Here is a 19,093-nt window from a genome sequence, read left to right on the forward strand (position 1 = left end):
AAGGGAAAAGCTATGAGCAATATAGAGAACGTCTTGCAGGAGAAGAGCTATCCTGTGACCTTTACTGCACTGGACACGCTGATTCGAGCGACAGGGCTGGAATATATCTTACAGGGAGATCAGCCTGTTACCCTTTTTGCCCCCTATGATAAAGCGTTTGAGGATTTACCATTGAACGTGTTTGATCTCTTGCGCGAAAATAGCAAGCTTACCGAGCTGTTGAAGTTCCATATTGTACCATTGAGATTGTCGGTAGGCGAGATGCGTGAGGCCTGGGAGAGCAGTATGCAGGCCAGTGGAGAGAACCGGGTGGAAGAGATGCAGCTACAAACGCTCTCCGACCATTTGTTACGCGTCGATTTTGGGGTTGAGGATGAACTGCGAGTGGAAGGCGTGGACGTGATCGAGCTTGATGTTCAGGCAGATAATGGGGTCATCCATGTGATTGATAAGGTGTTATGGCCCCCTGATCTCTCCGTTGATGATTTTCTCGCGCGTGCCCCCGGCGAATCGACACCTTAGCGGAAGAAAGGGGATGAGCGGCACTGCCAGAAGATGGCTTGCTGCTCGTTTTTTTTTGTGGCTCAGAGGAAACAAGAGGTGCTGTCATCAGCTATGCTATACTGAGACAGAGAGCATCTATTTGGGCAGGATCTCGTATTAACGGTGAACAGGATCGGCGTTTTCAGTTGATGAACGTTTGTGGCCCTTCAGGATCCGGGAGAAAATGATATGGAAATCGCAGACGTTGCTCGCACCGTAATGGAACGTTGTGATGTGCTTGCAGGCTATAGTGAAGAGCATGGCCGCCTGACCCGACGTTTTGCTTCACATCCCATGAAGGAGGTCAATCGGCTGGTTGAGACCTGGATGCGTCAGGCAGGGATGGCGACCCGGCAGGATCACGCGGGAAATATCATCGGCAGATATGAGGGACAGGGGAGCAGCGAGAAGGTGTTTCTGCTTGGCTCGCATCTTGACACTGTTCGTGATGCGGGAAAGTATGACGGAGTACTCGGGGTGCTGGTGGCGCTGGCTGGCATTGAGCTATTACATGATCGACGCGAGCGGCTTCCGTTTGCTCTTGAGATCATCGGGTTTGCTGATGAAGAAGGGTTACGCTATCACTATCCTTTTCTGGGAAGTAAGGCGTTGACAGGATCGCTTGAGAAGTCGATTCTCTATTTGACGGATGAGCAAGGTATTCCACTGATTGAGGCTATTCGACATTTCGGGGGCAAGCCTGAGGCACTTATTTTTCATTGTAGTGAGCAGAAACGGTATGATGATTGGCTGGGGTACTGTGAGGTGCATATTGAGCAAGGACCTGTACTTGAGGCGAAGGGACTTCCAGTCGGGGTTGTGACTGCTATTACCGGGTTGAGTCGCTGTAAGTTGGTGTTTGAAGGCGAGGCCAATCATGCCGGGACACAACCAATGGCTTTGCGTCGGGATGCACTGTGTGCGGCTGCTGAGTTTGTGCTGGCCGTTGAGCGCTACGCAGGTACGGTTGAGGGATTGGTGGCGACGGTGGGTCAGCTCCAGGTGAGTCCCGGGGCCATCAATGTAATTCCCGGGCGGGTGTCGCTCAGTCTGGATGTGCGGCATCAGGTAGATGCGATTCGGCGCGAGGCTGATCAGAAGCTCTTTGAGGAGGCAATACAGATCTGCACCCGGCGCGGAATTCAGGTAGCGCGTGAGGAGATGCAGGAGACGCCGACTATTCCCTGTACGCCCTGGCTGATGCAACTGCTTGAGCAGGCTATAGATCAGGTGGGAGGTATGCCCTGTGCTCTACCGAGCGGTGCGGGCCACGATGCGATGATTATGAGTCGATGCACGGATATCGCGATGCTGTTTGTGCGCTGTCTGGGTGGTATCAGTCATCATCCCGCCGAATCGGTATGTATTGAGGATGTGGCACAGGCAATCAGGGTGATGGAGCGTTTTTTCCTGCTGCTGAAGCAGCACGTTTTGTAGTTCGTCTCTTTTATGACGGCACGTGAATGCTTCCATTTCTTCTGGGGTTGCGTATAGTCAGGACGTGTGGGCAATACTCAGGTTGGTGAGAAAAAAGTTGACAGGGTAGACGTTCATAGTAGTGGATATCCCGAAAAGTGCACGTGGGTCTGGCGTATCGTGGCAGCCGGAGTGAAACAGAAAAAGAGGTGAGGCATGTGGCAGACCTATTTGAGGCCTCGATCCCTGAATGAATTGCTGGAATTGATACAGCAACATGCAGGTAAGGCAAGGATGATTGCAGGTGGCAATGATGTGCTGGCTGAATTGCAACGTGATGAGAGCTCTATTCCTACCCTGATCGATCTGACGGGTGTAAGTGCTCAACTGCGATATATACGCTACAATCATAGGAGCACTGCGACTCCCACCATCGCCATAGGAGCTCTGACTACCTACAATGATGTTCTTCGATCGGCCGTTTGTCAACAGTATGCCTTTCCTCTCGTACAGGCATGTCGGGAAGTTGGCTCTCCACAGATTCGCACCCGTGGCACCATTGCCGGGAACCTTGTTACCGCAGCTCCCACAAGTGACATGCTCCCTGCTCTTGCAGCGCTTGGGGCTGAACTGGTTCTTCTCGACAAGCAGGGTGAACGGGCCATTCCCCTTGAAGACTTCTACTACGGCGCCTACAGAACCGCCCTGCGTACCGGTGAACTGGTACGGGAGATCCGGGTGCCTGCGATGCAGAAAAGCCAGCGTGGCTGCTTTCTGAAGCTTGGTGTTCGACGTGCGCAGATTGTGACGGTGGTCAACCTGGCGATCCTGCTTACGCTTGAGCACGGTATGATTCATGAGGCTCGGATAGTTCCAGGCGCTTCCAGCGCGGCACTGCAACGCGCTGTTTCGGCCGAACAATTTTTGCTCGGACAGAAGCTTGAGGCATCCGTATGGAAGGAGGCGGGAAGGCTGGCAAGCACTGATATTTCTTTTGAAGAGATGTCCCATTGTTCGGCGCAGTACCGTCGGCATATGCTCTCTGTTCTGGTTGCGCAAGGATTGCACCAGATCGCGGAGGAAGTCCCGGAGTGGAAGGGTGACCCGGTGTTGCTGGAAACGATAGTGCCGACAAGCGAGGAGCTGGAGCCTGTAACCCGCGAGCTTGAGTTGACGGTCAATGGTCAGCGCTACTGGCTCACCGAGGGGCAGGAGAAGACACTGTTACAACTCCTTCGGGAAGATCTCGGGTTGACTGGCACAAAGGAGGGGTGCTCTGAGGGAAGATGTGGTGCCTGTACAGTCTGGCTGAATGGTAAGGCGGTTGTATCCTGTCTGGTGCCGGCCTGGCAAGCACATCGCGCCACTGTAACGACGGTTGAGGGACTGGCACAAGGGAAAACAATGCATCCGCTACAGCAGGCTTTTATTGAGTGTGGTGCTGTTCAGTGTGGCTTCTGCACTCCGGGAATGCTGATGGCCGGGGGAAAATTGCTGGAAGAGAAACGCAATCCGGATGTGGAACAGATCCGTGAAGCCTTGAGCGGCAATGTGTGCCGGTGTACAGGATACCTGAAAATCATTGAAGCAATTCTTCACACTGCGAGGCAGATATGACAGAGATAATCGGGAAGGCACTACCACGGCCTGATGCGTTGGAGAAAGTCACCGGTCAGGCCAGATATCCTGCCGACCTGGTACAGCCACATATGCTTCAGATTCAGGTTGTGTTTGCGCGACGACCGCATGCGCGGATTCTTGCAATTGAGACTGAGAAGGCATTACAGGTTCCCGGCGTTGTGGCCGTCCTGACAGCGCAAGATGTTCCCTTCAACTGCCTGGGGCCGATCTTACCGGATCAGCCTGTTCTGTGCGGGGAGAAGGTGCGCTTTGAAGGGGATCGTGTGGCGCTGGTGCTGGCGGAAAACAAGCGTGCGGCAAAAGAGGGGGCCCATCAGGTACACGTTCTCTATGAAGATCTGCCCGCGGTCACTGATCCACGCGAGGCGCTTTGTGAAGGGGCGCCATTGGTACACGAACAGCACGGCTCAAATTGTCTGCTGCATTTGCCTTTGTGCAAGGGCGATCCTGTTCGTGCCCTTCAGGAGGCAGATGTTATTGTAGAGGGAGAATTTCGGACAGGATGGCAGGAGCATGCCTTTCTCCAGACCGAGGCCGGGATCAGCTATATCGATGAGCGGGGCCGTGTGGTTGTGGAGACGGCGGGCCAATGGCTATACGAGGACCGCAGACAGATTGCTCGTATGTTACAGCTTCCTGAGGAACAGGTTATTGTGCGCTATGCTGCGGTTGGTGGTGCGTTTGGTGGTAGAGATGATGTGTATGTCCAGCCACTCCTGGCGCTCGCTGCCTGGAAGACGCGCCGCCCGGTTGCGCTGGTATGGAGCCGGGAAGAATCTTTTATCGGACATCATAAGCGGCACCCGACAACGATACACTGTCGTTGGGGGGCTCGCCGTAACGGACTCATCACAGCAGTAGAGGCCGAGATTCTGGCGGATGGTGGTGCGTATGCCTCTACCAGTACTGAGATCCTCAAGGTAATGGCTCTGCTGACCAGCGGCTGTTATGAGGTGCCACATATCAAAATTGATGGCTATGTGGCGTATACAAATAACGGAGTCTCGGGAGCTTTTCGCGGGTTTGGCGCGCCGCAGATCCACTTTGCGACCGAGTGCATGGTGACCCGTCTGGCGCAAAAGCTCGGGCTGGACCCGGTGGAGTTTCGCAGACGCAATATGGTACGGGAGGGCAGTACAGAACTTGCGCACGCTCCTTTGCCTCCTGGGGTGAGCGCGTCGGCTGTGCTGGAAAAATGTGCTGAAGAGGTTCAGAAGCGTTGGCACAGAGAGGACCAACAGCCGAACGAGGAGGTCAGGAGAGGAATCGGCCTCGCATGCGGCGTCAAATGTATGGGGTATTCCTTTGGCTTCCCTGAGCAGGCCACAGCGACGGTGGCGGTCTTTGGAACCGCCGAGCTGGAGCGAGCTGAAGTTCGGATTGGCGCGGCTGATGTCGGACAGGGGGCGCATCTGACGTTACAGCAGATCGCGGCTGAGACGCTTCAGTTGCCACTGGAGCGGGTGTCGCTGGTGTGTCATGAAAGCGGTACGGTTCCAGATGCCGGATGTACAGCGGCTTCTCGCATAACCCTGGTTGCCGGACGCGCTGTCAAAGAGGCGGCCCGGGTGGCCCGGGAGAAGTGGAGCGATACCGATCAGGAGAGTGCTGAGGCTACCGTACAGTATCAGCCACCGACTACCATCCCGCTGGAACCTGTGCCACAGCGGGGACAGCTTGGTTTTTGCTATGCCTATGCTGCGCAAGCGGTAGAGGTTGAGGTTCATAGAGAGACCGGCGTTGTGCATGTTCGGCGTGTCATCAGTGTTCACGATGTTGGCAAGGCGATTAATACGCAACAGATCACGGGGCAGGTTGAGGGTGGAGTTGCGCAAGCTATCGGGTATGCTTTGCTTGAAGACTTTCCGTTCAAGGAGGGCCGGGCACTGGTTCGCCAATTTGGTGAGTACGCGCTACCTACAGCCGCCGATATGCCCGATGAAATCGTTTCGGTTCTACTGGAACAGGCTGATCCGAATGGACCGTATGGTGCACGTGGCATGGCAGAGATGCCGCTTGTCCCGTTCGCTTCTGCGGTTGCCATCGCGATCCAGCAGGCAACGGGCGTCTGGATTACACAGCTTCCAATGCTACCTGAGCGTGTTCTGGCCGCAATTCAAGAAAATGCCAGCACTTCCTCTGCAATGCAAAACGATTGAAGATCGAATTATATTCCTGTGTATATTGAATTTCAGTGCGTTGCCTTTCTCTGCTGATCTGCGGGAAAGGCAGACGATTATTGTATTTTTATGGGAATTTCGTGAGAATGGTTGTGCTTACATCAAGGGGGAACTTATAATAGAAGAGGTAGACCTTATAATAGAAAACGAATAATGAGGATTGATGCCAGAGGGGGATATATTGGCATTGTGGAAAGTGGGGCCGGGTGAACCCCTGTGACATTGTCAAAACTCAGGAGGGAACCATGCAAAATGGGGATGAAGATGTAGTGCTGGCAAAAGGTGAGCCAGAGAAGCCCGAGACACAAGCTACCACACCAGCCCGGCCTGATACTCTTGCGGATGACTTCACGGTAGCAAAAGTGCAGACAACTCCCTCACCTGTTGAACAGACAGAAAACCCGCAGTCTGCTATGTCATTTGAGCCAACATGGGTAGAGTCATTCTCTGGACCCTCACCAGAGGAGAGAGCTTTTACAACTCCCCCGGTTGTGTCTCCATATGCTACGCCGCCTGTGACACCAGGAGTTATCCCGTCAGATGCTTTGACGCCTCCACCTGTGACACCATACCCCGGGGCCTCTACGCCCCCGCCTTTTGGTCCGAGTGCTGCACAGCGAGTTATCGCGCCCGATAACTGGCAGCCAAAGAAGCCGCGTAGGAAACTGGGCCGCAAGTTTGTCATTATCAGCAGTTGTCTGGTGGTGCTTGTGCTATGTGCTGCCGTCTGGGCCGTTCTGCTTTTTGTGCCTGCCGGTAGCATGACGGTTGAGGTTCACTCGGCGGGACAGCCGTTGAAAGAGTCGGTTATAGTTAACGTGGTTGCGGAGCAGTCTGCCAGCCCTGCCGGTGTATCTGATGCGAAGGGACACAAGCTCGTTTTTACCACCCGGGAGATGGTGAAGACGGTTCCCGTCAAGGGCATGAAACACCAGATTGCGCAGAGCGCGACCGGGAAGTTGGTGTTTACTAATATCAGTGGCACAGAACCAGAAGCGACCTTTAAACGGGTACAGCATAATGGCCTGGACATTCTGACTCAGGCGTTCAGGTTTGTGCAGGGGGAAACAGTGACTGTAGAGGCGGTCGTGATGCAGCCGGGATCGGCAGGCAATATTCCGGCGCATGCTCTGGATGGTCCATTTATTTTTACAAGCTCTAAAACCACAGGAGGGATCATGTTCGATATGTCCAATCCTGATCCCTTTACCGGTGGCGCTGATGAGCGCGACTATCAGGCGGTCCAGCAGAGCGATATTGACGGAGTCGTTAAAGCGTACAGGGACAAGTTGGTTGCGGAAGGTCAGGAGGGTGTCAAGAAGCTGGTTGGTCCAGAGGAAAAGGTGGCACTGAACGGAGATGAGGGCATTATCTGTATCGATAAAGCGACTGCCAATCATAAGATCGATGATGAGGCCACCGAAGTCACAGTTCGCGTCAAAGAAGAGTGCTCGGTTCTGGCATATAAACAGGAGGATTTACAGAAGGCCGCACTGGAAAAGCTGAAAGAGAAAGGGCATAGCAAGCCAGGGACAGAGCTCGGACCGCTCAATGTGAAGTTCGGTGACGTGAAACTGGTCTCTGCATTGAAAGACGTTGCAATGGTCGAGATCGCGGCAGAGGGAAAATGGATCTTCCAGCCTTCAGAGAGTAAGAAAGAGCAGCTCACCAGGCTGCTTGCTGGAAAACGACAGGATGAGGCGAAGCCGCTACTGTTAAAAGAGGCAGGTGTGACGGGAGTCGACTTCAAGCCTGATAGTCTCGGTGGATTGGCACTTCCAGCCGATCCGAAGCATATCACGATCAAAGTGACGACCCCATAACAAGAGGAAGCGTGAGAGGGGACGGAAGTTCATCTCTCACGCCTCTGATAGTGTTCCAGCTCATTTTGCAAGGCCTCTAACTGGTTCCGGAGGTGCAAGATAATCTCAATTCCCTCTAAATTGACGCCAAGGTCGTTATAGAGGCGGCGCACTCGACGCAGAAGTGTCAGGTCCTCGGTGTTGAAGCGAGCCTGTTCCTCAACGATATCGTGACACCCGATGAACCCATCCTCGCACAGTGAACGAATCAGTTGTGGGTCAAGACGTGATATCTGGATCGTTTCCTCTTCGCTATAAAATCTGGTCTGTGAGCTATTGTAGAGCATAATACGATGAGTGCGCGTGTCACTCATAACGACCTCCTTTCACTGTACCCGGCTTTGGGCTCAGGCTAGAACAACGTTGCTAGGATTGCTGGTCAAGGGACCGGGCAAATGCCTCAAAGAGCTTGCGCTGCTCAGGTGTAAGCTGTGTTGGTAGCGTTACGCGAACCTCTGCATAGAGGTCACCACGTTGATCTGTCTTACCGGGTTGTGGCATACCCTGACCACGCAGCCGGAAGGAGCGTCCATTATTTGTCCCCTCAGGAATGCGCAGCAACAAGCGGCGTCCATCGGGTGTCGGCACCTGTATTTCGCCACCTAGCATAGCAACCGTTAGCGGCACATCAATTGTGGTACGTAAGGTGGTCCCTTCGCGAGTGAAGCGCGGATCGGGCTCAATATGCACGCGCAGATAGAGGTCTCCTCGTCCCTGAGTTCCAGCGATTCCCTGCCCGGCAACGCGGATACGTGATCCCTCCTGAACGCCCGCAGGAATCTTCACCTGTAGACGCCTGGTTGTGCCATCGGCCTCGGTCAGTTCCAGCGTGCGCGTGACACCCTGATAGGCTTCTGCCAGCGTCACTTCTATATCTGACTCAACGTCACGCCCACGTGTCTGCTGACGTCGGCTACCGGTTGCGAAGCCGCTTCCTGTAGGTGAGCCAGAGAAGAAGAACGTATTAAAGAAATCAGAGAAGGGTGATTGACCGCCAAAGAGATCGGAGAGATCTTCTTCCGTCATCGTGTGATACTGGTATGGGCCGCCACTCTGGAAGCCGCCGGTTCCTGCGCCGGGCCATGAGCCGTAGCGCTGATAGTAGCTGCTCATCTCATCATATTTTTTGCGCTTTTCCGGATCAGAAAGAACTTCATATGCCTCATTAACTTCTTTAAACTTCTCTTCTGCCTCTTTGTTCCCCGGATTAATATCCGGGTGGTATTGGCGAGCCAGCTTACGAAATGCCTTGCGAATCTCTTGCTGATCCGCTCCTTTACTTACACCCAGTATTTTGTAATAGTCCTTATAATCTACAGCCATATAGTGTTCTCCTGAGAAAAAAGAAAGCTCAAATGGGTAACAGGAAATAGGAAAACAGAGCACAAAAGGTGGCTGTGAAGAAGTCCACTTTGCCGATAGCAGAAAGCGCTACCGGCAAAGTAACTTCTGATAGAGACGCTTGTTCTTTTAAACCTTTAGACCTCGCGGTATTCCCCTTCAATTGTGTCATCACCTCGTCCCGAAGAGGGGCCCTGCTGACCGGGGTTCTGTGGGCCAGCACCAGCGCCAGCGGTTGCGCCTGCTCCGGCTTGACCATAGACTTCCTGACCGATGCGCTGAACGGTGCTTTCAAGCTCGCTCATCGTTGCGCGAATGCGAGCCATATCGCTGCCTTTCAGCGCTTCGCGGACATCCTTTATTTTCTCCTCAACCTGACTGCGCAGATCGGCGGAGACTTTATCGCCCAGATCTTTCAGGGTTCGTTCTGCTTGATAGGCAAGGCTATCGGCCTGGTTGCGTACCTCAATCTCTTCTCTGCGCTGCTTATCTTCCTGCGCATGCTGTTCGGCTTCGCGTACGAGGCGGTTGACCTCTTCTTTCGAGAGGCCGCTGTTGGCTGTAATGGTGATCTTCTGTTCGCGCCCGGTTGCTTTGTCGCGAGCAGAGACGTTCAGAATACCGTTCGCATCGATATCGAATGTGACCTCAATCTGCGGGATGCCACGCGGAGCCGGGGCAATACCCTCCAGATGGAAGCGCCCAAGACTGGTATTATCACGTGCCAGTTCGCGTTCACCTTGTAGCACGTGAATTTCGACGGCTGGCTGATTGTCTGCTGCGGTCGTAAAGGTTTCGCTCTTGCGGGTCGGAATGGTGGTATTGCGCTCAATCAGTTTCGTCATCACACCACCGAGCGTCTCGACTCCAAGCGAGAGCGGAGTGACATCGAGCAACAGCACGTCGCGTACTTCGCCTTGCAGCACACCGGCCTGAATGGCTGCGCCAATCGCGACTACTTCATCCGGGTTCACGCCTTTATGCGGCTCTTTGCCAAAGATGTTGCGTACCATATTGATGACGGCGGGCATGCGGGTCTGTCCACCGACAAGCACTACCTCATTGACCTGATTGGCACTGATATCGGCATCGCGCAGCGCTTTCATCACTGGTTCACGTGTTCGCTCGATCAGATCATTAGTGAGCTGTTCCAGCTTGGCTCGGGTTAGCGTCGTCACCAGATGTTTGGGACCGCTAGCGTCAGCCGAAATGAACGGTAAGTTGATCTCGGTCTGTGTCACAGATGAAAGCTCGATTTTCGCGCGTTCGGCAGCCTCTTTGAGTCGCTGTAGGGCCATGCGGTCCTGACGCAGATCAATGCCCTGCTCTTTGCGGAACTCATCGGCCAGCCAGTCAATGATGCGTTGGTCAAAGTCATCACCGCCGAGGTGGGTATCACCGTTCGTGCTTTTCACCTCAAAGACGCCTTCACCAAGCTGAAGGATTGAGATGTCAAAAGTGCCACCGCCCAGATCATAGACGGCGATAATCTCATCTTTCTTCTTTTCCAGGCCATACGCCAGAGATGCAGCGGTTGGCTCGTTGATGATACGTAGCACTTCCAGACCAGCGATAGTGCCTGCATCTTTTGTTGCCTGACGCTGTGCATCGTTAAAGTAGGCTGGGACGGTTATTACTGCCTGGGTGATGCGTTCGCCGAGCTTGTTTTCCGCGTCAGTTTTTAGCTTTTGCAGGATCATCGCCGAAATTTCAGGGGGACTGTATTCGCGCCCTCCCATAACGACACGAGCGTCACCGTTTGCGGCCTGTGTGATTTTATACGGAGAGCTCTTCAGGGAGCGTTGAACCTCAGGATCATCGAAGCGACGGCCCATCAGCCGTTTCACCGAAAAAATGGTGTTCTCTGGATTGGTGACGGCCTGTCGTTTGGCAACCTGACCAACGAGGCGCTCACCACTTTTGGTTACAGCGACAACAGAGGGTGTGAGACGAGAGCCTTCGCTATTTTCGAGGACTGTTGGTTCACCTGCCTCAATGACCGCAACTGCGGAGTTCGTTGTACCAAGATCTATACCAAGCACCTTAGCCATACTCGTCTGATACCTCCTTTAACACGTTGCTCTGCTTCCATTCTTATTAAACACAGTTAACGCCAAAATTATTCGCTCCGTTGCTCTGCGGTTGATGCTGTGCCTGCGACGACAACCTGTGCCGGTCTGATTACCCGATCTTTGAGCATGTAACCGGGGCGAACAACATGGACAATGGTTCCTTCCTCGATATCGGATCGAGCCTCGGTCGAGATTGCCTCATGCCAGAGCGGGTTGAATGGTTCGCCCAGCGTACCTATCTGCTTCAGCCCGATTTGCTGTAAGCTGATAGTGAACTGGCGCGCGACAAGGCCGATTCCCTGGACCCAGGCATTCTTTGAGATCTCAGCGGGGGGCGAGGAGAGCGCCCTGCCCAGATCATCCAGTGCAGGCAAAAGCTGTGAAATCAGGTTAGCCTGCGCTGTCAACATCAGCTCGCTTTGTTCCTGATTGACCCTCCGCTTGTAGTTAATAAAGTCTGCCTGGGTTCGCTGAAGCAGAGACAGGTACTCGGAGGCTTTTTGTTGGGCTTCAGCGAGTTCTTGTTCTACTGCTTCAATCTGGTTCTGTTCTATATCAGCATTTGATGATTTTTCTTCTTTTTGCTTTTCTTCGTTCTCCTGTGCTGAATGGTGCTGATTATGTGGCATAATAGTTCTCTACCTCTTTCAACGCAATGGATCAGTAGGAAAGGACGCTACGGCGCTGGAAGGCGCGCACAAGTAAAAGGATGCCGAACAGAATCGCATATATGCCGATCATCCAGGCTATTGCAAGCAGGGATGCCACAGGCCGCGCAAAAAGCAGGACACCTAGAAGAATAGAGAGCACCCCTGTCAGAAGCAGAAGCCATTCTCCTGTAATAGCCCGACTGAGCTCAATCGCGGCGATGATCTCAAGGATTCCGGTAACAATTGCCCAACCACCAACGAGGGCGAGCAGGACAATAAGCGAGATTCCCGGCCAGATAAATGTGAGAATGCCAAAAATGATGCCCGCGATCCCTTCTATCAGGACAATCCACCAGTGGCGGAAGTAGGGTCGGGCCTGAAAGGATGAGGCAACTGCGAAAATGCCGTCGACCAGTGCGTAGGCTGCAAAAAGGTAGACGAGAACAAACAGGGCCATCCCGGGCCAGACAATGGCAAGAATGCCGAAAAGTATGGCTATGATCCCTCGTAAGGCAACCCACCACCGCTCATGGCGATTCGTCCTATAGATGCTACCTGGATTCAATTTTTTCTCCTCCTTTTCATTATACTGATCTTAGAGAGGATAGAAGCGCTTTTCTTCATTGCTTGCATGGCTTGCACGGGATGAAAGTCTCTCCCTCGTGTTTGTATTCATACAAATATGCTATTGCCTGCGAATGGATGGGGAGGAACCAGGTAAATACTATCAAGATGACTTAGCAGCACTCTGGCTGCATAACCCTTTTGGAACACGCGGGAGAGGGCCGCTTTGTGACAGCGCTATGGTGCGTGGAAGCCCTTTCGCGCTTGTCTGCCTCTCTGCTATAGTACTTCATGGTAGAGGCTTTACAGAATGGGGCAGATAAGGCATAGTTATGCTATGCTAATGCAGATAGAAGTGTATATATCTGTAGGAAGAACAATTGCGGGTTTGTCAGGAACCTCTGTCTGAATGTGGGGACGGGTGAAGAGCAGGCCTGGACCTGACCTGTCTCAGCTAACACTCTGTAGGAGTGATCCCAGCTCCAGCCGGGTGAATACAAGAGGAACGTCGGGACATTTGCCAGCTCTGACCACTGCGGTACACTATAAAGCAACACTACGGAGTAAAAGCCTGTACGGCAAACAAAGCCACTCCGTATCTGTGAGGTACCTGGTATCCGTGTGAGTGGAGGTCTGAGGATCCTCCCCACAACTCAAAGTCAGGGGCTTTCAGAGGCGATTTGTCTGATGAAAAAAGAAGATATGAACACAATAAAAAGGTCTGAAAAGACACGATATATTACGAGCAGCTTCGTCCTTCTTTTATTTCTGTTAAGCATCGGGCTGGTTGCCTGTGGTCCTGATGCGAATAGTTTACCTGCGAATAGCAATCCGGTACCAACAATTACAATCGATGTCTCGAAAAGTCAGAAGGATATTCCTAACAGTCCTATGAATAACTTACAGTGTGGTGCCTGGGTGACTGATGCAACACCTCCTTATCTTAACGGACAGGCCAGGTTTGGCGCGAATGGACGCTTTGTTCAGTTGGTGAACGGCAACCCTCAAGGTGTCGCTGGCGCAACGGTTACCGCTACGATTACCTGGGGCGATTATATGCAGGAGACACAGACGAAGACGACCAATGCTGATGGCTTTGTTGTCTTTGAGCTCTCAACGGCCAATCATTTTAACGCCATTGGCAAAAACAGCCTGATCACCATGAACTTTAATAAGGATGGATTGGGTCAGTGCAAAGTCGGAGATGATCGACCGGCTTTCTTTACACTGACAAACCCCACCCCGACGCAACAGCCGTCAAAGACGCCAACCTGTACCCCGGGAAAGAAAAACTGTAATAAACACTAGGTAGTTTTCAAAAGAAGAAGACCTCGTAGATTCGCTCTACGGGGTTTTCTTATTGATAAATATCGATAGAGACTCAGGACGGGGTATCGGCGTCTGCACTGAACCAGCGAAGATGCTGTGCCAAATCAACTACATGGCCAACAACAATCAGGGCAGGGGGCCGTACCTGCGCGGCTTTGACCCGTTCCACAATGGTATTCAGTGTGCCGGTCACTGCGTGTTGTTCTGGTAGCGTGCCCCACTGAATGACAGCGATCGGTGTATCTCCTGGACGACCATGTTGTGTCAGTTCATCCACAATAAAAGCAAGATTTCCCAGACCCATCAGAATAATGAGTGTGGTATTTAAACGGGCAAGCGTGGACCAGTCCAGATATGAGTTATCAGGGTGTGTGCCTGTGTGACCGGTAACGACAGTAAAGGATGCCGCATAACCTCTATGCGTGACTGGAATGCCCGCGTAGGCCGGAACGGCAACCGCAGAGGTCACACCAGGTACCACTTGCCAGGGAATACCATGTTGTGCGAGATAGAGGGCCTCTTCTCCCCCGCGCCCAAAGACAAAAGGATCTCCCCCTTTCAGCCGTACGACGATCTTTTGTGAGCGGGCATACTGAACAAGTAGGCGGTTGATTTCCTGTTGCGGCAGTGCATGGCTTCCGGCTGATTTGCCCACATAGAGCTTTTCTGCATCAGGGGGAACAACCGAGAGTAGAACCGGGTTGGCCAGATAGTCGTAGAGCACCACATCTGCCTGGCGCAAGATATTGAGCCCCTTGACTGTAATCAGGTCTGGATCACCGGGCCCGGCTCCAATCAGATAGACGGTTCCAGGCGTTGCCTCACTGGCAAATGGAAATACAGCATTATTGTGCATCTTGCTGGCCTCGTTTCCATAGATTTCAGGTGTCAATAGATTATATTCGAGCAGAGGCGCAAGAGGCAATGAAGTGCTCCCGCTTTATTCATGCTTGACAGGGTGCCTACACAATCTATTTTATATGGAGTACATCTATTTAGAGAGATATCTATGGATGAGGATATACGTAAGAAAACAGAGCGGATCCTTTAAGGTGCAGGAGGAAAAGAGCGGAAAGGACTGCTCTTTTGTCCTGCGATCCATTTCAGGCACTTTTGAGAAAGATTTTTCCCAGGCCGAGCAGACCCATGAAGGCCCCCATTGCAAGCAGAAGCGATGTGCGATGGCTGGTGAGCCAGAACTGGATGCTTGAGGAGCGTGATCGGTCGTCGAACTGCCCATGTGCCCCATGATCGGGGGGAACCGGGTGCCAGAGATTGTCAGGCCGGTTTGGATCTGCCGGTTCTGACGTTTGCTGCGATGCATAGCCGGTCTTTGCCAGATAGCGATCACCCAGGCCAGGAAAGAATTTGTTTCCCTGAATGGCGATGGTCGTTGAGAGTCCAACATACCACTCGCGTCGATAGTGATGGGCGGCATGATAAATCGCTTCGGCGGCGACTTCCGGCTGATAGATGGGGGGAACGGGCTGTGCCTGACGCGGGAGGCGGCTTTTCACCCAGGAGAACTGTGGAGTATTGAGCGCTGGCATCTGTACCATCGTAATGCGTACCTTACTCTTATCGTGAAACAGCTCGCTCCGTACGGATTCGGTAAAACCCTGGATCGCGTGCTTGGCACCGCAATACGCTGATTGTAGGGGGATTGCGCGATAGGCCAGCGCTGAGCCTACCTGGACAATCATTCCATGATCTCGGGGAAGCATCCGTTTGAGGGCTGCCATTGTCCCATAGACGTAGCCAAGATAGGTGACCTCAGTGACGCGGCGGTACTCATCGGGCTGCATCTCTTTAAACGGAGAAAAAACCGAGGTCATTGCATCGTTGATCCAGATATCGATAGGGCCAAAAGTCTGCTCTGTTTTTTTCGCCGCCTCTTCGACCTCTTCGGGCTTGGATACATCAGTCGGGATGGCAAGGGCCTGACCCCCCAGTTCCTCTACTTCGCGGCGGGCATCTTCCAATCCATCTTCTCCGCGGGCCAACAACGCAATTGCTGCACCATGACGTGCAAATGTGCGAGCGGTGGCCCGTCCTACCCCTGCTGAAGCACCTGTAATAACAACAACTTCACGTGCCATGATCTCTCCTTCTCTTTTCTGCTGAGATAGTAAAGGAGTTCCCTTCGCTGTAATGGTGATGTAAAAGAGACACGAACAATCAGGAGACGAATGTGACAGCGAGCATGGCGCGAGCGCAATAAACCTTTTTTGTATAGGGGACGTGTACCTTGTGTGGGATGCGGGGAAGGGGTGATGTAGAGACGGATCATAGAGAGTTTGCAGCGTTAGAGAGGAGCAAGATACATGGTCTCGATTGGCTGGAAATGCGGAATAGAACAGTATCCCCCTGCTGAATTGCTTGATTACGCAGTGACAGCCGAGGAAGCAGGCTTTGATATTGTGGAAGCAAGTGACCACTTTCATCCCTGGAGTGAGAAGGGACAGGCGTCATTTTGCTGGACCCTGCTTGGAGCCGTGGCGGCCAGGACAAAACGAATCTTGCTCGGAACGGGTGTCACCTGTCCCACCCTGCGTTATCATCCTGCTATTATCGCGCAAGCAACGGCAACGTTGGATAACCTGGCTCCCGGGCGCGTCTTTCTGGGAGTAGGGACCGGTGAGGCATTGAACGAGTATCCTGTGATGGCGTACTGGCCGGGCTATACTGAGCGCCGCGAGCGGTTACAAGAAGCGATTGAACTCATGCGTGAGTTATGGACCGGCGAAACAGTTTCTTTCGATGGAGAATACTATCAGACGCGAAAGGCTAAATTGTATACGCCTCCAACACAGCAGATCCCGATTTATGTTTCGGCTATGGTTCCCGGGAGCGCTGAGTTTGCCGGAAAGTATGGGGATGGTCTGTTTACCGTAGGAGGCAAGCCAATAGAGCTCTATAAAGAGATCATCAAGAACTTTGAAGAGGGAGCGCGAGAGGTTGGGAAAGATCCGGCGGAACTTCCTAAAATTATTGAGCTAAATGTGCAATATACGCAGGATACAGATGCCGCTATTCAGGGACAGCTTCAATACTGGGCTGGCTCTTATATCCCGGCTCTTTTTAATCAAAAGATCTATACCCCGGCGATGTCAGAAGAAAATGGGCAGGTCGTAGGTGCGGACACAATCAAGCAGACAAATTGCATTTCAGCGGACCCGGAGGAACATGCGAAATTTGTCAAACAGTACACGGACATTGGATTCGATCATGTGATTGTGCATTCTGCCGGTCCTGATCAAAAGGCCTTTGTGAACGAATACGGCAGGGATGTTATCCCGAGGCTGCACTAAGCAAGGAGTGTTCGTTATGGCAGATCCGGAAATTGTGGTTGTCGGGGGAGCCTATACCGATTGTATGGTGCGGGGCTCCCGGCTCCCGGCGCAAGGGGAGACGGTGGTAGGGAGAACAATGCTGGAACTGCCCGGGGGCAAGGGCGCAAATCAGGCTGTTGCCGCTGCCCGTCTGGGCGGCAATGTCGCATTTATTGGCAAGATCGGGAACGATCCACGTGGGGATGCGATTGCAGAAGCATTTCTCCGTGAGGGTGTCGATATTCGGTATCTCTGGCGGAGTTCGCAAGAACCGACCGGTATGTGTCTGGTGATGGAAGATGAGCGAGATAAGCGGCTTATGATGCTTGGTCTGGCTGCCGCTCATGCATTGACGATCGCTGATGTGAGGAATGCTGCGTCTTTGATCCGCTCGGCAAAGATTGTTATGGTTCAGCTTGAAGTATCGGTTGAAGTCGTTGCTGAGGTGATGCAACTTGGCTGGTCAGCAGGCGCAAAGATCTTTTTTGATCCATCTCCTCCGCTGATCTTTCCTGATGGGTTGTTGCGGCTGGTCGAGGTGATGAAGCCGGATGCTCTGGAAGCACGCGCCATTACGGGCTGCAAGGTAACAGATCAGCAGACAGCCCGGGAGGCAGCTCAGAAACTGCTGACAAAAGGCGTGAAGCTAGTCGCAATCGAAGCCGGAAATAAAGGCAACCTACTTGTATGGAAGCATGGAGAGCATTGGCTACCTCGTCTCCCGGTTCAGATATGCGATAGAATCGGGGCCGGGGATGCATTTGCTGGTGCGCTTGCGGTCGCCTTTGCCGAAGGGCAGGGCATGATTGAAGCCGGAAACTTTGCCAGTACTGCGGCAGCGCTGACAACAACCAGGATAGGTGCACGAACGGCCCTGCCTACTCGTCGCGACGTTGAGGAAATGATGGTGCAGGCGTTTCGTTGATCGGTACTGCGCTGTAAAGAGGGTGCGTCTTATGACTGAGGTGGAACGGGAGAAACTGGCAAAAGTGCTCAGGGAAGAGGCTCATCTGCTCACAGGTAAAACAGAAAACTATGATGCGCTGCTCGATATGATTGGTGATGCCCACTTTGTGCTGCTGGGTGAGGCAACGCATGGAACTCAGGAGTTTTATCGGGCGCGAGCCAATATCACAAAACGGCTGATTACTGAGAAGGGCTTTTGTGGCGTTGCGGTTGAGGCAGACTGGCCCGACGCCTATCGCGTGAATCGCTATATCCGAGGAGAGAAGCGGGATCCATCGGGACAGGTGGCATTGGGTGGCTTCCAGCGCTTTCCTACCTGGATGTGGCGCAATACTGAGGTGCTCGACTTTGTTGAATGGCTGCATCAGTATAACAGGGACAAGCAGCGACCGGTCGGCTTTTATGGTCTGGACCTGTATAGCCTGTATTCCTCAATCGAAGCGGTTATTGAATATCTCGAAAAGGTTGACCCTCAGGCGGCGCAGCGAGCCCGCCAGCGCTATAGCTGTTTCGAGCATTTTGGCGAAGATGCACAGGCGTATGGTCATGCTGCCAGTTCTCAGCTCTCGGCTTCGTGCGAGTCCGAAGTAGTGAAGCAGTTGACTGAGTTACAGCAACAAAAGGCACACCTGCTTCAGAAAGATGGCAAGCTGGCGGGAGATGAGCTCTTTTATGCTCAGCAGAACGCGCGTCTGGTCAAAAATGCTGAAGAATACTATCGCGCTATGTTTCATGGGAAGGTCTCTTTCTGGAACTTGCGTGATCATCATATGGCCGAGACACTTGACGCGCTTGCCTCGCATCTGAAGTATAACGGTGAAATGCCAAAGCTGGTTGTCTGGGAACATAACTCGCATATTGGCGATGCACGAGCAACCTCCGTTGCGGAGGCTGGTGAACTCAATGTGGGACAGCTTGTCCGGCAGAAGTACGAGCGTGATGCCGTGTTGATAGGGTTCAGCACTTTTACCGGAACGGTAACCGCTGCCACTGATTGGGGGGGTCAGCACGAGCAAAAGAACGTGCGTCCCGGTCTTGCTAACAGCTACGAAGAGCTGCTGCACTATGCCGGGAAGGTGACAGGAGAGCCGAACTACTATCTGATTCTCCGTGATAATGGGACAGTGGAACAGGTATTGACTGGACCCTGTCTACAACGGAGGTAATCTACCTGCCTCGGACTGAACGAATCGGCCA

General features: G+C 52.9%; 16 protein-coding genes. 9 read left to right on the plus strand and 7 right to left on the minus strand.

What is annotated here, in order from left to right:
* Positions 1 to 12: 12 nt before the first annotated feature.
* The 5 genes from KTH_RS29885 to KTH_RS29905 all read left to right on the plus strand — a co-directional run bounded on the left by KTH_RS29885 (position 13) and on the right by KTH_RS29905 (position 7,603).
* A complete protein-coding gene (locus KTH_RS29885) occupies positions 13 to 522 on the plus strand; it encodes a fasciclin domain-containing protein (RefSeq protein WP_111322288.1) in 510 nt (169 codons plus the stop codon).
* 210 nt (positions 523 to 732) lie between these two features.
* On the plus strand, positions 733 to 1,980 hold the full coding sequence (locus KTH_RS29890; RefSeq protein ID WP_111322290.1) for an allantoate amidohydrolase: 1,248 nt from the start codon (positions 733 to 735) through the stop codon (positions 1,978 to 1,980).
* A gap of 210 nt (positions 1,981 to 2,190) precedes the next feature.
* On the plus strand, positions 2,191 to 3,576 hold the full coding sequence (locus KTH_RS29895) for an FAD binding domain-containing protein (protein ID WP_497622525.1): 1,386 nt from the start codon (positions 2,191 to 2,193) through the stop codon (positions 3,574 to 3,576).
* Positions 3,573 to 5,759: a xanthine dehydrogenase family protein molybdopterin-binding subunit gene (locus tag KTH_RS29900; protein ID WP_497622527.1), complete on the plus strand. Its 2,187-nt coding sequence runs from the start codon at positions 3,573 to 3,575 to the stop codon at positions 5,757 to 5,759. Before KTH_RS29895 ends, KTH_RS29900 begins: the two co-directional genes overlap by 4 nt.
* Positions 5,760 to 6,025: 266 nt before the next feature.
* A complete protein-coding gene (locus tag KTH_RS29905; RefSeq protein ID WP_111322296.1) occupies positions 6,026 to 7,603 on the plus strand; it encodes a hypothetical protein in 1,578 nt (525 codons plus the stop codon).
* Between the two features lie 29 nt (positions 7,604 to 7,632).
* Here KTH_RS29905 and KTH_RS29910 read toward each other — a convergent pair whose 3' ends face one another.
* From KTH_RS29910 to KTH_RS29930, 5 genes are all read right to left on the minus strand, one after another.
* Positions 7,633 to 7,956 carry a chaperone modulator CbpM gene (locus tag KTH_RS29910; protein ID WP_211326138.1) on the minus strand — a complete coding sequence of 108 codons (324 nt, stop codon included), beginning with the start codon at positions 7,954 to 7,956 and terminating at the stop codon, positions 7,633 to 7,635.
* Positions 7,957 to 8,008: 52 nt separating this feature from the next.
* Positions 8,009 to 8,965: a DnaJ C-terminal domain-containing protein gene (locus tag KTH_RS29915; RefSeq protein ID WP_111322298.1), complete on the minus strand. Its 957-nt coding sequence runs from the start codon at positions 8,963 to 8,965 to the stop codon at positions 8,009 to 8,011.
* 155 nt (positions 8,966 to 9,120) lie between these two features.
* Positions 9,121 to 11,034, minus strand: coding sequence for a molecular chaperone DnaK (gene dnaK / locus KTH_RS29920; RefSeq protein ID WP_497622529.1), 1,914 nt, complete (start codon positions 11,032 to 11,034; stop codon positions 9,121 to 9,123).
* Positions 11,035 to 11,102: 68 nt separating this feature from the next.
* Positions 11,103 to 11,684, minus strand: coding sequence for a nucleotide exchange factor GrpE (locus KTH_RS29925; protein WP_497622532.1), 582 nt, complete (start codon positions 11,682 to 11,684; stop codon positions 11,103 to 11,105).
* A gap of 31 nt (positions 11,685 to 11,715) precedes the next feature.
* Complete coding sequence (locus tag KTH_RS29930; RefSeq protein WP_497622533.1) at positions 11,716 to 12,270, minus strand: HdeD family acid-resistance protein; 555 nt, start codon at positions 12,268 to 12,270, stop codon at positions 11,716 to 11,718.
* Positions 12,271 to 12,971: 701 nt separating this feature from the next.
* Between KTH_RS29930 and KTH_RS29935 the strand changes: the two genes are divergently transcribed.
* Entirely contained in the window at positions 12,972 to 13,577 is a 606-nt protein-coding gene (locus KTH_RS29935; protein WP_137686232.1) for a hypothetical protein, read from the plus strand.
* 73 nt (positions 13,578 to 13,650) lie between these two features.
* Here KTH_RS29935 and cobA read toward each other — a convergent pair whose 3' ends face one another.
* Together cobA and KTH_RS29945 are read right to left on the minus strand one after the other, a co-directional pair.
* On the minus strand, positions 13,651 to 14,523 hold the full coding sequence (gene cobA, locus KTH_RS29940; protein WP_211326140.1) for a uroporphyrinogen-III C-methyltransferase: 873 nt from the start codon (positions 14,521 to 14,523) through the stop codon (positions 13,651 to 13,653).
* A gap of 178 nt (positions 14,524 to 14,701) precedes the next feature.
* Positions 14,702 to 15,697 (minus strand): SDR family oxidoreductase, encoded by a 996-nt coding sequence (locus KTH_RS29945; RefSeq protein ID WP_111322306.1) that lies wholly within the window; start codon positions 15,695 to 15,697, stop codon positions 14,702 to 14,704.
* Positions 15,698 to 15,922: 225 nt separating this feature from the next.
* On the opposite strand from KTH_RS29945, the gene KTH_RS29950 reads away from it, so the two are divergent.
* From KTH_RS29950 to KTH_RS29960, 3 genes are read left to right on the plus strand one after another with little or no spacing between them, the layout of a single operon-like run.
* Positions 15,923 to 16,909: a TIGR03557 family F420-dependent LLM class oxidoreductase gene (locus tag KTH_RS29950; protein ID WP_111322308.1), complete on the plus strand. Its 987-nt coding sequence runs from the start codon at positions 15,923 to 15,925 to the stop codon at positions 16,907 to 16,909.
* Positions 16,910 to 16,925: 16 nt separating this feature from the next.
* Positions 16,926 to 17,855 (plus strand): PfkB family carbohydrate kinase, encoded by a 930-nt coding sequence (locus KTH_RS29955; protein ID WP_170142572.1) that lies wholly within the window; start codon positions 16,926 to 16,928, stop codon positions 17,853 to 17,855.
* Positions 17,856 to 17,886: 31 nt separating this feature from the next.
* Positions 17,887 to 19,062 (plus strand): erythromycin esterase family protein, encoded by a 1,176-nt coding sequence (locus KTH_RS29960; protein WP_211326141.1) that lies wholly within the window; start codon positions 17,887 to 17,889, stop codon positions 19,060 to 19,062.
* Positions 19,063 to 19,093 lie beyond the last annotated feature (31 nt).

The organism is Thermosporothrix sp. COM3 (assembly GCF_059696735.1).

What these genes read in the sequence shown, in the direction of transcription:
- KTH_RS29885 (WP_111322288.1), top strand. Translation starts at nt 13, where the DNA reads ATGAGCAATATAGAGAACGTCTTGCAGGAGAAGAGCTATCCTGTGACC.
- KTH_RS29890 (WP_111322290.1), top strand. Translation starts at nt 733, where the DNA reads ATGGAAATCGCAGACGTTGCTCGCACCGTAATGGAACGTTGTGATGTG.
- KTH_RS29900 (WP_497622527.1), top strand. Translation starts at nt 3,573, where the DNA reads ATGACAGAGATAATCGGGAAGGCACTACCACGGCCTGATGCGTTGGAG.
- KTH_RS29905 (WP_111322296.1), top strand. Translation starts at nt 6,026, where the DNA reads ATGCAAAATGGGGATGAAGATGTAGTGCTGGCAAAAGGTGAGCCAGAG.
- KTH_RS29910 (WP_211326138.1), bottom strand. Translation starts at nt 7,956, where the DNA reads ATGAGTGACACGCGCACTCATCGTATTATGCTCTACAATAGCTCACAG.
- KTH_RS29915 (WP_111322298.1), bottom strand. Translation starts at nt 8,965, where the DNA reads ATGGCTGTAGATTATAAGGACTATTACAAAATACTGGGTGTAAGTAAA.
- dnaK (WP_497622529.1), bottom strand. Translation starts at nt 11,034, where the DNA reads ATGGCTAAGGTGCTTGGTATAGATCTTGGTACAACGAACTCCGCAGTT.
- KTH_RS29925 (WP_497622532.1), bottom strand. Translation starts at nt 11,684, where the DNA reads ATGCCACATAATCAGCACCATTCAGCACAGGAGAACGAAGAAAAGCAA.
- KTH_RS29935 (WP_137686232.1), top strand. Translation starts at nt 12,972, where the DNA reads ATGAACACAATAAAAAGGTCTGAAAAGACACGATATATTACGAGCAGC.
- KTH_RS29945 (WP_111322306.1), bottom strand. Translation starts at nt 15,697, where the DNA reads ATGGCACGTGAAGTTGTTGTTATTACAGGTGCTTCAGCAGGGGTAGGA.
- KTH_RS29950 (WP_111322308.1), top strand. Translation starts at nt 15,923, where the DNA reads ATGGTCTCGATTGGCTGGAAATGCGGAATAGAACAGTATCCCCCTGCT.
- KTH_RS29955 (WP_170142572.1), top strand. Translation starts at nt 16,926, where the DNA reads ATGGCAGATCCGGAAATTGTGGTTGTCGGGGGAGCCTATACCGATTGT.
- KTH_RS29960 (WP_211326141.1), top strand. Translation starts at nt 17,887, where the DNA reads ATGACTGAGGTGGAACGGGAGAAACTGGCAAAAGTGCTCAGGGAAGAG.